Consider the following 14,312-nt stretch of genomic DNA (forward strand, 5'->3'; position numbering starts at 1 on the left):
CGGACGACCAGCGCCGACGCGCGTCACCGGTCTTCAGGGGTGACCGGGTGTCACCGGGCCCGTGGTGGGATCATGGGGGCCGGGTAAGGAGGGCGCAGCCATGTCCCAACCGAACACGCAGGAGTCCTGCCAGGCCGAGCACACCAGCGCCTGTACGGTGCGCGAGGTTCTCGACCGCGTGGGCGGTAAGTGGAGTATCGGGATCATCATCGCGGCCAGCGACGGTCCGGTCCGGTTCACCGAACTGGAGCGGTCCATCGAGGGAATCAGCCGGCGGATGCTCACCCTCACTCTGCGTCACCTCGAACGGGACGGGCTGCTCACCCGCACCGTCTATCCCACCGTGCCGCCGAGGGTCGAGTACGTCGCCACCGACATGGCCCGGGAACTCTACGAGTCCCTGGTCAGCCTCACCGGCTGGGCGCAACGCCATCGCGAGGCGATCGCCGCCGCCCGGGACGCGTACGACCGCGAGCGTGGACTCGCCGGCTGAGGTCGAACCGTGCTTCCTCACGACGAGGGTGGACGCACGGAGAATGGTGGACGCACACCCGTCCCGGAGATCCGTTCACGGAGCACCAGGTAGGCGGTTCTGGCCGGCTGGTGGTCACGTCCCCGGACGACACCGAGAGCCTGTTGGATGAGGTCGCGGATCTGGAGCGCTGCGACGAGCCCGGTGAGAAGTTGTTCGCTGCCGGCATCCGTGGACTGTGTGGGCTGTCCGGCTCCGGTCGGGCCGACGCCATACGCGATCCGTACGCCGCTGGTGAACGATGCCATCGGATCGGGACTGCGGCCGTAGAGGTTGAGGGCGGCGATCGCCGCGCCGCCGTCCGCGAACAGCGGGATCGACAGCGACGCGCGGACGCCGAGGCGCCGGGCCATGTCGCGGTACCCCGGCCACGTCACGGTGGCCGCGATGTCCGGGACACTCACCGCCTTGCCCGAGCTGAGGGCGTCGAGACAGGGACCGGCGGCATCGGTGTACTGGGCCAGGTCGACGGCCAGGGCGACGTCGCTGCTGGTCGCCACGGTCGTCAACGAGCCGGAGTGCGACGCGGTCACCGATGCGTAGCTGACCCGCTCGGCCAGGCTCGCGGTGATCCGAGCGATGGCGACGAGGGGGTCGGTGAGGAAAGCGGTGCCATCGGAAAGCCCAGGTCGATCATCCGGCCGGACTCCGGCGGAGTAGCCCGGTTCACTGCTCGGAAACACGGTGCGCCCCGGTCAGCCACGGTGTGGAGGCACGGTCGGCGCAGATCTCTGAGGTGGTCATCCAGTGCTCCCGGTGATGCGCCTGCGGCCAGGACACCGCCGGGGACTGGGGCGGCTGTGATACGCCCACACTCTATGTCATCAACCGACTCGTACGCGTGACTGAAATCGTGCCATTCTCGTCGGCACCGACGTTCCAGGTCGGTGACAGGCTGCCGGCTTGTTCGGTACGGCATTGTTCGTCACCACTCCGGGGCAGCCCTCAGCCGGCTGAGCGTCTGTTTCAGTAGTCGGGACACGTGCATCTGGGACACCCCGACCTCGGTGGCGATCTGGGTCTGGGTCAGCTGGCCGTAGTACCGCAGGGCGAGGATGCGTCGCTCCCGTGGGGGAAGCGCGGCCAGGAGCAGCCGCAGGGTCAGGCGGTCGTCCACGTGGGCGTAGTGCGGGTCGACGCCGCCGAGGAGGTCGATGCGATCGACGCCGGTTGCCGCGGAGGACGGCGTGTTCAGTGACGCCAGGTGGTAGACCTGCCTGGCGCCGATGACGACCTGTAGGGCATCGACGGTGACGTGCAGGTGCTCCGCGAGTTCGGCGGGGGTCGGCCGGCGGCCCCACCGCTGGCTGAGTTCGCCGGTGGCGATGCCGACCTCGCGGGTCAGTTCCTGGGCCGAGCGCGGCACCCGCATTCCCCAGGCGGTGTCCCGGAAGTGTCGCTTGAGGGCGCCGAGGATGGTCGGGACGGCGTAGGAGACGAAGGGGCTCTGCCGGCCGGGGTCGTAGCCGTCGACGGCCTTGATCAGGGCGAGAGCGGCGACCTGGGACAGGTCGTCGAGGAGTTCACCGCGTCCGGCGTAGCGGCGTGCCAGGCGGTTGGCCATCGGCAGGTTCTCCTCGATGGCCCGGGTACGGAGTCTGGTGCGGTCGGGATGCCGGGCGGGCAGGCTGGCGAGTTGGCGTAACAGTTGTTCGGTGCTCGTCGGCGGGTAGGCCGGTGGGGTGCGACGGACGGGAGCAACGGCGCGGAGGCTCGTGAAGGGCTGTCGAGGGTCGCTGGCGACCGGCACTGCCGCCTCGGCGGGATGAACGGACACGGCGGTGCTCAGGGTCGGTTCGGCGAGAACGGTCATGGTGATCAACGCCCTATGAATTGTCGCCGCGGTGTGCCGGCGGAGACGGCGCCTGTTGATGAAGGCGCCGAAAGTCGCTGGGTGCGACCGCGGGGTCCGGGCGGCGAAGGAATGCCAGCGTCAACGCTGACTGGCGCATCAGTGCGAAAGGCCGATCTGCAATCACTGTACGCCCTGAGCACGTCGATATGGCCGCTCGGCGCCGCGGGATTCTGCCGGCGGTTCAGCCCACTGACCAACGCCGCCGCCGGATCAGCTCTCGTGCGTGTCGATCCGGGCCCGGACCTCGGCATGCTCGGCGAGCAGGTGCAGCAGGTTCGAGCCGTCGATCAGCTCCAGCGGCTTGCCCGAGGCGAACTCGAACGACTCCGGACCGTAACCGCTGGTCGTGACGAGGATTCCCTTGGTCGCCCCCTCGCCCAGCACGGTGCCGAAGAGGTCCCGGACCGCCGAGACGTCCATCGGACCACGGTGCCGTCGGGCCTGGATGACCACCTTGCCGCCGAAGATCGGACGGGGATCGAAGGCCACGAAGTCGACGCCGCCCTCCGGCGCCGCCCGGGTCGTCCTGGTCTCCAGACCGAGCCTGCCGAACAGGTCCCGGATCACCTTCTCGAACTCGGCGCGGCTCATGGTGAGCAGGTTGGCCCGCTGGTCCAGGTCAGCCAGCACGTCGACCTCGTCGACGAAGCGCTTGTCGACGACGTCGAACTCCAGCACCGGCCGAACCTCCACCAGATCCTCCGGCCGGGTCGACATCGTGGCCCGCAGGTGCCGCAGGCACGCCGCCGGAAGCACCTTGCCGAGGTTGATCGCGGTGAACGAGTCCCGGCTGGTGCGCAGCGTCACCAGGCACGGGCGCACCGACTGGCCGGTGCCCGGATGGGTCGTCTCGACGATGCCGTTGAAGACGATCGTCTCCACCAGCCGGGTCCGGTCGGCCTCGAACAGCTCGTGCACCGTACGCAGCGCCACCTGGGTTATCACGTCCGCGTATCGGCGGTGGGTGTCGTCCGCCGGCCGGGCCGTCACCTGCACCTCGTCGCGCACCTTGATGTACCGGTACTCCTGGATCTTCGGGACGACGTCGACGGTCGGCAGAAGATACTCGACGACGATCAGCCGGGAGTCCGGGATGTACGCGAGCCGGTAGCGCTGCGGAAAGTCGTCCGGGTAGACCGAGTTGCCGAGTACCAGCCCGAAGTACTTGACCACGGCGTTCGGCTCGGCGGCGGCCAGCGCCGCGCCGAACTGGTCGATCTCGGTGTTGTGGCTGGCCACCTGCGCGTCGAGCTGCTGGCAGTGCCGCTCGTACTTCCGCCTGGCCTGGGCGAGTCGCTGCTCCCGGGCCGCCTCGGCGGCGGCGTACTTCGCCTTGGCCTTCTCGAACGCCTGTTCTGCCTCGGTCAGCAACTGCTGGTACCTGGCCTCGCCGCCGAACATCTTGCCCAGGGCCTTCGGCTCGGGCGGCGCGAACCGGCGCCAGTCCGGCGCCCGCAGCGGCATGCCGAGTTCACCCGGCTGGAACTGCGGATAGCTGGCCTTCTTCTTCAGCCGTTCGAGGTCGATGTGGTCGTCGATGTCCAGCGTCGTCTGCAACAGGGTGTCGAGTTCGTCCAGCTGGGACTGGAGATTCGCGTTAGCGGCGGCCACCCGTGCCGACCGGGCCTCGACGTAGAGCCGCTTGCGCTCGCGTTCGTCCGCCTCGGCAGCGCGTTCGGCGGCCCGCCGGGCGTGCTCGGCCTCCCAGAGCATCTGCTGGTGCTGTTGGTACGGGGTGGTCGACGCTCGTTGCTGGGCGTGCACCTGCTGCGCGTGCGCCCGTTGCATCTGTCCCATGATGCCCATGTGCGTCCCCGATCACCGTCCGAACACCGGTTACCGCGAGTTACCGGTGCCATCCCTTCCCCCGCGCCGACGTCCCTTCCCCCGGCCTGGCGTCAACCGTCGTCCTCGATGCATGCACATTTTGGTCCCAAGGCGACGGGTCCGTCCAGCGGGGACCTCAGGGTAGCGCCACGGGGCGAAGCGGTCGCTCGGAACCGGAACGCCCCAGGTGACGCCGGGGGTGGCCGGTCTCCGGGCCGGCTCGGGCGGTGCTAGGGTGCCGCGCGTGACCGACGCAGACGTGCACCTCGTCGCCCAGCCGCGCCTCGACACCGTCGTGACGGAGTTCCAGACCGACACGCAGCGGCTCCGCAGCGACTATGCCGGGATGGCCTGGCTCGGCGACCGTCCGGATCCCGAGAGCGGCCTGCTGGGCCCGGACTACCGGCAGCGGAACGTGGACTCGCAACTATTCCTGCCCGACACCCACTGGTACGACGTGGATGCGCTCGACGACGTCGAGGTGCAGGTCACCGTCGGTCTGCTCCAGGTGGCCAGTACGGCGCTGCGGACCCAGGGACTGGTCGGCGCCGTCGCCGAACCGGTCGTCGAGTTCTTCGAGCACCCGGAGGGACTGCCGGGGGTGGGACTCTGCCTGGGCCTGCGCGGTCAGATCTTCTCCAACCTCGGTCTGAGCTACCGGGTGACCGTGCTGTCCGGTCCCGACGCGGTACTCCGGCGGGGCGACGTCGACCAGTCCGAGACCGAGGACGAGGACGCCGCCACCGACGAGTGACGGGGCGGGCCACCGGGGAGTGAACGTCCGGTCACTCCCGTAGTCGCCAACCCTTCGCCCGGGCCGGCGCTGGGCTCGCCGTCGCCGGTGCCTCGGCATCCGGCGTCGACGTCTGGGTCGGCTCCGGCTCCGGCTCCGGGCTCTCTGCCGGATCCGACCCGGTGGCGGTCCCGGTGGCGGTCCCGGCGGCGACCCTCGGCCGGCGGACGTACAGCCAGCCGGCGACCGCCAGGCCGCAGAGCAGCCCGATCGCCAGTCCGACGGCGAGCGGACCAAGTCCCTGCCCGCTGTCGTCACCGACCGGGGCGGCGCTGTCCGGAGCGTCCGTTCCGGTGCCCGCCGCGCTCGCCGGTGCGGGCGGCGCGGGCGGCGGCGCCAGGGTCAGCACCGGGGCCGGGAACTCCGGTTGGGGAACCTCGGCGGACGGTGGCTGGTTCCAGTTCGTCACGTGGCCGTCGGAGTACGTCTGCACGACGCCGAACGTCATCTGGTCGGTCTGCGGCATCGGCCCCAGCGAGATGATCAGTTCGGCTCCGCCGCCATTCGCCGCCGGGGCACCGGAGCGGGTCCAGACGATGCTCGCGACCACCTCGGTCACCTGACCGTGGTGGATCCCGCCGAGCGTCTGGTCGACCCTCCGCATCGTGATCCGGGGCGCCCAGTCGGGAACCGACATCGGGTACGTCTCCGCGACCGGCGCCGACTCCGGCATCAGCAACTCGACCTTGGTGGTGTACGCCGGTGCCCGGTCCTCGGTCACCCGGAAGGTCAGCTTCGCCGACTCACCCTGTACGGCCTGCCCTGGTGTCATCGTCACGTCCGCCATCGCGGGAGCGGCGCCGAGGGTCGCCGCCACGACCGCGGACGTGACGACGCCGAGGACCCAGCACAATGCCCTGTGACCCACTGAGAAAGTCCCTTCGTCCGGCCGACACTCCAGGTAGTTCGGCCCCGGGGCGAAAAAGGTTCAACCGACGGGCCGGTATGTTACGCCGCCGTCTCGACGAGCGGTTCCGGCCGGTCAGGAGTTATCCTCGGATAGTTCCGACTTTCATCGGACAGTTGCCGGTCAGCCCGGATCCTCACCGGAAGCCTGCCGTTAGGAAGAACGTGCATCGACGCGTACCCCAACTCCTCGCCGCGGCCGTCTCGCTGGCCGTCATCGTCTCGACCACGTCCTGCGCGAACGGGCCGGAGCCCGGAGCGGCGCCGTCCGCGTCCGCCTCCGCCAGCTCGCACGGCGGACACGGTGCCCCGGCCGACATACCGGCGGCGGCGCCGCTGCGTACCGGTGAACGGTTCGTCAACCTGGCGATGCCGCAGCCGTACCGGCCGATGGCACCGAACGGCGGCACCGACGAGTACCGGTGTTTCCTGGTCGACCCGAAGCTCACCGAGCAGGGGTACCTGACCGGCAGTCAGTTCCTGCCGCAGAACGCGGAGATCGTCCATCACGCGATCTTCTTCCGGCTCGACCCGGCCGAGGTGTCGCCGGCCCGCGAACTCGACGCGAAATCGCCGGAGCCGGGCTGGACCTGCTTCGGCAACGCCGGCATCGGCGACGCGGCCTGGGTCGCGCACTGGGCGCCGGGGGCGAACGAGACACTGCTCGCGCCCGGCATCGGCTATCCGATGCCACCCGGCAGCCAACTCGTGATGCAGGTGCACTACAACCTGCTCGGCGTCGAGGGCGATGAGGTCGGCAGCGACCAGTCCGGCATCCGGCTGCGCCTTCTCGACGGCACCGCCACAGTGGATCCGCTGGTCACCGAGCTACTGTCGGCGCCGGTCGAGTTGCCGTGCGCCGAGGACGAGCGTGGCGAGTTGTGCGCGCGTGAGGCCGCGGTGCGGGACGTCCAGCGGCGGTTCGGCGCGGAGTCCGGCGGGCAGGCGGAACAGCTGAACGACTTCTGCAACCGGGGTCGTGGCCCGGTCGCCGGCAACACCCAGCACTGCGACCACGAAATCCGCGAGGCCGGACTCATACACGCGCTCGCCGGCCACATGCACCTGCTCGGCCGCGCGATCAAGATCGAACTCAATCCCGGTACGGCGAAGGCGCGGACCCTGCTCGACATCCCGACGTACAACTTCGACGAGCAGTCCACCCGGCCGCTGGCGGCGCCGGTCGCGGTCAAGCCCGGCGACGTCTACCGGGTCACCTGCACCCACGACGTCACGCTGCGCCAGCGGCTGCCGCAGCTACGTGCCCTGCCGCCCCGGTACGTCGTCTGGGGCGAGGGCACCAGCGACGAGATGTGCCTCGGGCTCGTCATCCTGTCCCGGCCAGCCTGAACGACGCCGGGGACCCCTCCCCGGCCGTTTCCCTCAGGACATGACGACGTCGAAGCCGGCCGATCGGACGTCCGGGACCGGATGACGGCGAAGCCCGTGCAGGAGGACCCGCCACGGCTGGCTCCAGCCGTAGCGGCCGCCGGCCCGGCTCAGCGACACGGCGAACAGCCCGGCGGCGAGATCGCCCCGCCCGGCGAGCTGGGCGGCCGCGCCGACCAGCGTGGACCCGGGCCAACGGTCCCCGCCGGCCTGTACCCGTGCGCCGAGACCCTCGGCGAGCCGACTGGCCAGCGCCGGCCGGTCGGCGAGCAGGTCGGCCAGCTCGGCGAGATCCGCCGCCAGGTCGTCGGGTACGGCCGCGTCGAGCCGGGCAAGCTGACCGAGCAGCTCGCCGGCCACCGGTACGAACTCCGGCTGCCCGGCCAGCATCCGGGCGGCTTCGCGAAGCGGCTTCCGATCCAGCTCGGGACCGGCGTCGGCGGCCCGGTGGACCGTGCTCTGGACCAGCTGCTCGATCCGCCGCCGGGCCGGGCGGTCGGCGGCCGGTCCACCCGGATCGGCGTCGAGGCCGTCGAGCCGGACCAGCGCCGCGAGCGCCGCGTCCAGTGGACGTGCCGTGGTCGCCGCCGTCGCCTGTGCTGGCGGGGTCGGCGTTTTCGGCTGGCCGTCGAGCAGCCGGACGACCGCGTCAGCCACCGTCGGCCAGGTCTGTTCGGTGTCCAGTCGGGTGGCCGCCGCGACGACGAGCCCGACGAGGTCCGGGGCCCAGGGAGCCCAGTCCGGCAGCATCCCCCAGGCCGCCCGCGCGACGACCGGGTCGGAATGGTCGCAGGCCCGGACGACCAGTGCCGCGTACCGGGGGCGGTCCGGTGCTGCGGTGGTCCGGACCGGATTGCCCAGCAGCGCGAGCACCTCCTCCCGGCCACCGGTCACGGCCTGCTCGACGATCTGCCAGCACTGCGGCCGGTCGAGCCGGAGCCGGGCAGCCGAGACGATCGCGGTACGGACATCGCGGTGCTGGTCCGGCTGGCGCCACGCGTCGAGCATCAGCTCCGTCGCCTCCGGCCCACCGAACCGGCCCAGCAGCCGGATCGCCTCCTTACGACTGGTCACCTTGCCCCGCCGCGTCACGATCTTCGCGAGGAGGCCGGGAAGCCGGGACGGCGCGGCGAACTGCACGGCGCGGCCGGCCGCGTACGTGGCGACCCGGGCCCGGTCACCGTCGGCCCGGTCGAGCAGGACCGGCAGTGCCTCGGCCGGCCGGTCGGTCCAGGGCAGTGCACCGAGCGCGGCCTCGGCGAGGCGAACGTTCGGCGAGTCGACGTAACGGGCGAGGAGTTGCCGACCGTATTCGGGGACCCAGGCGGCAGTGGCGATCGCCACCGCACGACCATGGACGGGCACCTTCGGGTCGGCGGCGTGCCCGGCCAGCAGCTCCACCACGGCCCGCTGCTGACGCGGCAGCCACCGGCGCGCGTACCGGGCGGAGCGGGGACTCCACCGCTGGCCGGCGTTGAGGAACCTCCCGGCCGGCACCGGGCCGGCCAACACCAGGTCGAGCAGGTCGGTACGGCGGGTGGCGACGGCATCCCACACCTCGGGGATCGTCACCGCCGAGAGGTCGATCCGGAGCACCTCCGCCACCCGCTCGGACCGGGTCGACGGGTCGTCGAGCCAACGCCCCACCGCCTGTTCGAACACCCTCGGTACGACCTCCGGGCTGATCGCCTGGCGCAGCATGTCCTGCAATCCGGGCAGCCGCCAGCCACGCCGGCCCAGGCTCGAACTGACGGCGAACAGCGACTGGAAGTTGCCGCGTGCGACGTCGGCCTCCAACCAGGGTCGTACGGTGGCGAAGAACTCCTGCTCCCGGCCCCGGCGCAGCCCGGCGGCCAGCTCGCGCAGCGGTGGCTGGCTACGCTGCTGGAACAGCCGGTCCAACGTCCGCCAGGACCAGTCCCGGAGGGCGGACCGGTCCGGATGGTGTCGCAGCACCGCGACCGCCAGCCGACTGAGCGCGGTGCGGCCGGCGGCGGAGGCGTCCCGGGCCTCGATCGCGGCGACGACGATCCGGTCCAGGGTCTCGACCGAACCGGCGCCGAGTAGTCGGGGCAGCTCGGCCAGGGCCAGCAGGGCCCGGGCCCGGACCGGATCCTGCTCGTTGCGCAGCCGGAGCAGGTGCTCGACGGCGACGGCGACGGCCGCCGGGTCGGCGCTGCGTCCGGCGGCGCGCAGCAGTAGTTCGTAACCGGTGCCGCGATCGTCCGCGCTGGCCCGCCGGGTGGCGGCGGTCAGCACCGGTTCGGCGTCCGGCCACGGCAGGAAGGCGGTGTACCGCAGGGTCGCCGCCTCGTCGTCGCGTATCCGTGGCAGCCCGAGGACGCGCCGCGCCTCCCGGTGCCGCCAGCGCTGTGGAAGGACCGCCAGCAGCACCTCACCGGGCACCAGGTTCTCGTTCTCCACCTCCGCCGTCGCCGCGTCGTAGAGCGTCCCCCGTCGGCTCGGCGGCAGTGCCCGGAGCAGGCGGGCGAACGCCGACTCGCCATCCCGCAGCCGACCGGCGAGTCCGACCAGGTCGTCCGGGTCGAGCCGGCCCAGCCGGTCGAGCAGGGCGGCGGGCAGCGTGCTGCGGCGCAGCCAGGACGCCCGGTCGGGGTTGGTCAGCAGCCGTACCACCCGGTGCGGCTCGACAGCGGCCAACACCCCGTAGTCGGCGAGGTTGCCGGGCAGGTAGGTGGACGGGGCGAACCGGTCCAGCAGGTCGAGAACCTGCCGGGGTGCCGTGGCGGCCACCTGGAGCAACTGACGGCCGCAGTGCTCCCACCAGCGGTTCCGGCCGGCGTGGTCGAGCCGGGGGAGCAGCTCTTCCGCGTGCCGGAGCACGACGTCGCGGTGTCGACGGACGAGCCGGGACCAGCTCGGGATCGCGTGGTCGAGTTCGGGCAGCAGCCGCTGCACGGTGTCGGCGCCGCAGCCTGGTAGCAGTCGGGCGGCCTCCGGCTCGCCGTACCGGTCCCGGACCAGCTCGACGAGTGCGTCGGCGAGTTCGGGCCGCGGCAGCCGGGCCAGCGTCCGGTAGACCAGTTGGCGGGTCAGCGGGGGCGCGTCGGCCATCAGTTCGACCAGCTCCGGTGCGGCCAGCCAGTTCGCCCGGAGCGCGGCCCGGAGCGCGAGCGCGCGGATCTGGGGGTCGTCGTCGGCCAGCCCGGCCCGGACCGCTGCGGCGTCCTGGCCGATCAGCGCCATCATCAGCGCCAGGTGGCGCTGGTAGTGGTCGCCGTCGCGCAGCTCGGTCACGGTCCGATCGAGCGTGCCGTCGCCGGCCATCGCCGTGACGATCGGTGCGAGCCGGCGACACCGTTGCGGGTACGGCAACGGCTCCAGTTCGCGCAGGAGTTCATCGGTCGAGGTCGGCACGGTGATCATTGTGCCCGCCGGCCGCCCCGGACCGCCCCTGGGTTTCTTCCGCCGACCGCCGCCGGTCAGGCGTCGCGCCGGCGTACCGGTCGTTCATACTCGACACCCGGACCGGCGACGCGGCGTCTGTCGGCGGTTCCTAGCATTGTGAAGGCTCTCCGCCCGACTGGCGGTGGAGGGCGGCGAGCGGCTGGACGTTACGGACCAAGGGACAGATGGCAAAGACCGGTAACGACGGGAGTACGTCGGCGCGATCCATCCGACTTCCCGATCAGTACGGCGCGGCGGACCGTGGCGCGACGGACCACGGCGCGGCGGCGCTCGTCGGCGGGATCATCGAGCGGGCCGGTCGGGTCGCCCGGCCGAACCAGCGGCTCGGCCAGGTCGTTCCGCGCCGTCCCGAGGGAATCACCGCCAACCAGTGGAACTCGGCCAGCCGGAGCACCTTCGACTTCCTGGTCTCGGACCCTGGTGGCCGCGCGGCGTCGTACGCCATCGAGTTCGTCGATCCGGACGACCGGACGGTGCAGGCGCAGCGGGGCGACCGGATGAAGCACGCCGTCTGCGAGGCGGTCGGGCTGGAGCTGTTCCGGATCGAGTCCTCGACGCTGCGGCCGGGCACGCACGGCCGGCGGATCGTCGAGTACGTCGTCGACGCGCGAGCCTTCCTGGAGGCGACCGGCGACCCGACCGAGTTCGCCGAGCTGTCACCGGGCGGGCCGATGAGTTACCGGGACATCGTGGGGCGCCTGCCGGACGGGCGTACCGGCCATGTCAATGATCTCGGCGCGGTCGCCCGGGCGGCGGCGGTCGACGCGTACGTGAACCGGGAACTCGTCGACCCGATCCTGCGCAGCCTGCAACTGGACTGGAAGAACGGTCCGGCCGAGGGCTGGGCGTGGCTCCAGGTGCGGCCCGGGGCGTACCTCTTCGAGCGGGTCCGGATCTGGCAGCACCGGTTCACCTGCGGCATCGAGCCGGGGCGGCTGGCCGAGGATCTCGCGACCCTGGCGGTGGGGGAGCGGCTACGGCAGCGGGACGGCGCCGAGGCGCCGCTCGTCGACCGGGATCGGCTGACCGCGGAACTCGACGTACTCCGGCGGGGCCGGGACGAGTTGGAGAACCCGTACGCCTTCGACCACGTGTCGTTCGACTGACCGCCGGCGTGGCGCGGCGAGCCCCCTGCGCGCCCTGCGACGGACCGCCCGCGTGGTCCGACGGACCGGTGCCTACAGCGGCTTGCTGTACCGACGCTGCGGGTTCACCGACGGGTCGCTGGAGTAGTTGACGAGCACCAGGGTCGAGCCGGCCGTGTAGATCGGCATCGGGCGGCTGCCCTCGGAGGCCCGTCGCCCGAGCAGGATCGTGAACCTGAGGTGGACGTCGCTGACCGGCCCGGTCGGGTCCCAGCGGGAACGTACCAGGGTCCAGGTCCCCGCTCCGGGTAGCCGCTGCCGGGTCGGGTCGAAGCCGGCCGGCAGGACGAACCGGTTCGCTCCGAACAGCTGGGCAAAGTCGTCGCCATGGAAGGTGCCGTCCGGGTCGAAGACGATCTTGCTGTTCCGGGTCTTGTCCCGCCACACGCCGACGAACTGCTTGGCGGTGACCTCCCGGCGGGTGCCGAGTGGCTTCCGGGCGGGGGCGATGTGCCGGCATCCCGTCTGGCACCTGTGGTAAGAGATGGTGTTGCCGACGTCGGGGTCGCCGATGTAGTGCACGAGGACGATCCCGGAGTCCGACCGCTGGGCCTCCAGGTTGTTGCCCCCGGCCGTCGGCTTCTTCGCCAGTACGTCGAAGTACAGGTCGACCAACGAGTCCGGCCCGGTCGGATAGCCAAGCGGTTTGCCGATCGACCACTGCCCCGATCCGGGCGCCTTGTCCCGCCTGACGTCGAAGCCGGACGGTAGGACGTCGCTGAAACCGGTGAACATGTAGCCGACATCCTCGGCGTAGAAGTCTCCGGCGTCGGTGAACTCGATGACGTCGCCCCGGCGGTCGGCCTGCCAGACGCCGACCAGGGAACTGCGGCTGAGATCTGCCCAGTCGACCGACGCTCCACCGCCCGCGAAACATCCGGCTGCCATGACGAGGGACACGACGAACAGTAGGGATCTCCGCACGACGACTCCCCGATGATCCGGCACGTACAGGAATGCCGGACGTCCAGAGGATCGCGGCTCGGTTCAGCATACGGCTGCGCTGCCCAAAGCCCGATCCGGACAGCCTGGAGCCGGGCCCGCGTCCGCGGGCCCGGCTCCAGGTATCCGACCTCCGCCGAAAGGTCAGACCGCGGCGCAGCTCAGGGTCGGTACGGGGTTACTGCCGGTCTGCGAACCGACGAACCCGAACGTGGTGCTGCCGCCGGCACCGAGACTGCCGTTGTAGTCGACGTTCCGGGCGGTGACACTCGATCCGCTGGACGTGATGTTCGCGCCCCAGGTCGAACTGACCGCCTGACCGCTGGCAAAGGTCCAGGTCACCGTCCAGCCGCTGATCGCCGCACTACCGGCGGTGACCCGTACGTCGGCCTGGAAGCCGCCGGACCAGTTGCCGGTGACGGTGTACGTCGCCGAGCAGCTTCGCGGCCCATCGGCCGGAGTGGTCGGCACCGGGGTACGCGTCGGGGTGGCCGTCGGGGTCCGGGTCGGCGTCGCCGTCGGTGTGGGGGTCGGGGTCCGGGTCGGGGTGACCGTTGGCGTGGGGTTGCTGCCCCCGCCCGGGAAGTTCACGTCACTGCACCAGTAGTAGTTCTGGTCGGAGTGGCTCGCCTTCCAGATCACGTAGACGATGTGCCGCCCGGTACGTCCCGGTGCACTGATGGCGATCGTGTTGGAGACGCCGCCCAGCACCGGATCGCCGGTCTCCCGGGTGCCCGCGCCGGGCGCGTACCGGCCGGTTTCCTTGACCAGTTCGAGGTTGCTCCAGCCCAACCGTTGGGTGAGCGGGTTGAAACCCTGCCGGGTGACGTAGATCAGGAAGTAGTCCGCGCCGTGCAGGGCCTGGTCGTGGACGGTGACGTTGAAGTTGTTGCTCACGTTCGTGGCCTGCCAGTTGCCCGGGTTGTCCAGCGCGGCGTACCGGACGCCGCCGGTCTGCCCGGCGCTGCACAGTTGTCCGCTCGGAACGTGACCCTGGTGGTCACCGGCCACTCCCTCCCGGTAGAGGCCGTTCCAGTTCCACATCGCGTTCGGGTCGGCCTGCCAGGCCTGCCAGCACATCGGGTCCTGCGTCGCCATGTTCGGGTTCTGGAAGTCGTTGCCCCAACGCTTCCAGCAACCGTAGTTGCGCGATGCCGGATTGATCGTCGAACCGTGGGCGCCTGCGGTGTCCTGCGTGACCACCAGGGCCACGGTGAGCGCGACGGCCCCGGCCATCGCGACGGCGAGGATCCGCAGGACCATCGGCGGGCGATGCCGAACTGGGTTGAGATGTTGGGCGAGAGAAGACATGGGGATCCCCAGACGTCGATTGCACGAGCGAGTACGCGGGAGGCTGCCCGGCGCTCCGCACCGACCACCCGGCTCCGGCGGCGGTGTCCCTGGACAGAGATTCACACCGATGGATACTGCTTGTCAATAGTTTGGAAGGCCAACAAAGTGGCGTCGGTCGGGTTGCGGAGCATCGGGAGGATC

General features: G+C 71.1%; 11 protein-coding genes. 4 read left to right on the top strand and 7 right to left on the bottom strand.

Annotation, left to right across the window (positions count from 1 at the left end; all coding sequences use genetic code 11):
- The first annotated feature begins 100 nt into the window (after window positions 1-100).
- Window positions 101-493: a winged helix-turn-helix transcriptional regulator gene (locus ACFP2T_RS11375; RefSeq protein WP_377420531.1), complete on the top strand. Its 393-nt coding sequence runs from the start codon at window positions 101-103 to the stop codon at window positions 491-493.
- A 17-nt stretch (window positions 494-510) separates the two neighbouring features.
- Here the strand turns inward: ACFP2T_RS11375 and ACFP2T_RS11380 are convergent, their stop codons facing one another.
- The 3 genes from ACFP2T_RS11380 to ACFP2T_RS11390 form a co-directional block, all read right to left on the bottom strand.
- A complete protein-coding gene (locus tag ACFP2T_RS11380; protein ID WP_377420533.1) occupies window positions 511-1,215 on the bottom strand; it encodes a GAF domain-containing protein in 705 nt (234 codons plus the stop codon).
- 242 nt (window positions 1,216-1,457) lie between these two features.
- The gene (locus tag ACFP2T_RS11385; RefSeq protein ID WP_377420535.1) at window positions 1,458-2,345 is read right to left on the bottom strand and encodes a SigB/SigF/SigG family RNA polymerase sigma factor; all 888 of its coding nucleotides are present in this window, start codon (window positions 2,343-2,345) and stop codon (window positions 1,458-1,460) included.
- Between the two features lie 252 nt (window positions 2,346-2,597).
- Window positions 2,598-4,175, bottom strand: coding sequence for a restriction endonuclease (locus ACFP2T_RS11390; RefSeq protein ID WP_377420537.1), 1,578 nt, complete (start codon window positions 4,173-4,175; stop codon window positions 2,598-2,600).
- Window positions 4,176-4,458: 283 nt separating this feature from the next.
- Here ACFP2T_RS11390 and ACFP2T_RS11395 point away from each other — a divergent pair, with 283 nt between their 5' ends.
- Window positions 4,459-4,968, top strand: a complete 510-nt coding sequence (locus tag ACFP2T_RS11395) for a hypothetical protein (protein WP_377420539.1) — start codon at window positions 4,459-4,461, stop codon at window positions 4,966-4,968.
- A 31-nt stretch (window positions 4,969-4,999) separates the two neighbouring features.
- On the opposite strand, the gene ACFP2T_RS11400 is transcribed toward ACFP2T_RS11395, so the two are convergent.
- A complete protein-coding gene (locus ACFP2T_RS11400) occupies window positions 5,000-5,875 on the bottom strand; it encodes a YcnI family copper-binding membrane protein (RefSeq protein WP_377420541.1) in 876 nt (291 codons plus the stop codon).
- A 203-nt stretch (window positions 5,876-6,078) separates the two neighbouring features.
- Between ACFP2T_RS11400 and ACFP2T_RS11405 the strand changes: the two genes are divergently transcribed.
- Entirely contained in the window at window positions 6,079-7,263 is a 1,185-nt protein-coding gene (locus tag ACFP2T_RS11405) for a monooxygenase (protein WP_377420543.1), read from the top strand.
- Window positions 7,264-7,296: 33 nt separating this feature from the next.
- Here the strand turns inward: ACFP2T_RS11405 and ACFP2T_RS11410 are convergent, their stop codons facing one another.
- On the bottom strand, window positions 7,297-10,680 hold the full coding sequence (locus ACFP2T_RS11410; protein ID WP_377420545.1) for a hypothetical protein: 3,384 nt from the start codon (window positions 10,678-10,680) through the stop codon (window positions 7,297-7,299).
- A 215-nt stretch (window positions 10,681-10,895) separates the two neighbouring features.
- On the opposite strand from ACFP2T_RS11410, the gene ACFP2T_RS11415 reads away from it, so the two are divergent.
- Window positions 10,896-11,837, top strand: coding sequence for a DUF2726 domain-containing protein (locus tag ACFP2T_RS11415; protein ID WP_377420547.1), 942 nt, complete (start codon window positions 10,896-10,898; stop codon window positions 11,835-11,837).
- A 72-nt stretch (window positions 11,838-11,909) separates the two neighbouring features.
- Here the strand turns inward: ACFP2T_RS11415 and ACFP2T_RS11420 are convergent, their stop codons facing one another.
- Together ACFP2T_RS11420 and ACFP2T_RS11425 are read right to left on the bottom strand one after the other, a co-directional pair.
- Window positions 11,910-12,800 carry a hypothetical protein gene (locus tag ACFP2T_RS11420; RefSeq protein WP_377420549.1) on the bottom strand — a complete coding sequence of 297 codons (891 nt, stop codon included), beginning with the start codon at window positions 12,798-12,800 and terminating at the stop codon, window positions 11,910-11,912.
- 162 nt (window positions 12,801-12,962) lie between these two features.
- Window positions 12,963-14,081: a lytic polysaccharide monooxygenase auxiliary activity family 9 protein gene (locus ACFP2T_RS11425; protein ID WP_377420551.1), complete on the bottom strand. Its 1,119-nt coding sequence runs from the start codon at window positions 14,079-14,081 to the stop codon at window positions 12,963-12,965.
- Between the last annotated feature and the right edge of the window lie 231 nt (window positions 14,082-14,312).

The organism is Plantactinospora solaniradicis, assembly GCF_042658085.1.
GTDB classification, from domain to species: Bacteria; Actinomycetota; Actinomycetes; order Mycobacteriales; family Micromonosporaceae; genus Plantactinospora; species Plantactinospora solaniradicis.

Coding starts and splice junctions, on each gene's coding strand:
- ACFP2T_RS11375 (WP_377420531.1), top strand. CDS start 101: ATGTCCCAACCGAACACGCAGGAGTCCTGCCAGGCCGAGCACACCAGC.
- ACFP2T_RS11385 (WP_377420535.1), bottom strand. CDS start 2,345: ATGACCGTTCTCGCCGAACCGACCCTGAGCACCGCCGTGTCCGTTCAT.
- ACFP2T_RS11390 (WP_377420537.1), bottom strand. CDS start 4,175: ATGCAACGGGCGCACGCGCAGCAGGTGCACGCCCAGCAACGAGCGTCG.
- ACFP2T_RS11415 (WP_377420547.1), top strand. CDS start 10,896: ATGGCAAAGACCGGTAACGACGGGAGTACGTCGGCGCGATCCATCCGA.
- ACFP2T_RS11425 (WP_377420551.1), bottom strand. CDS start 14,081: ATGGTCCTGCGGATCCTCGCCGTCGCGATGGCCGGGGCCGTCGCGCTC.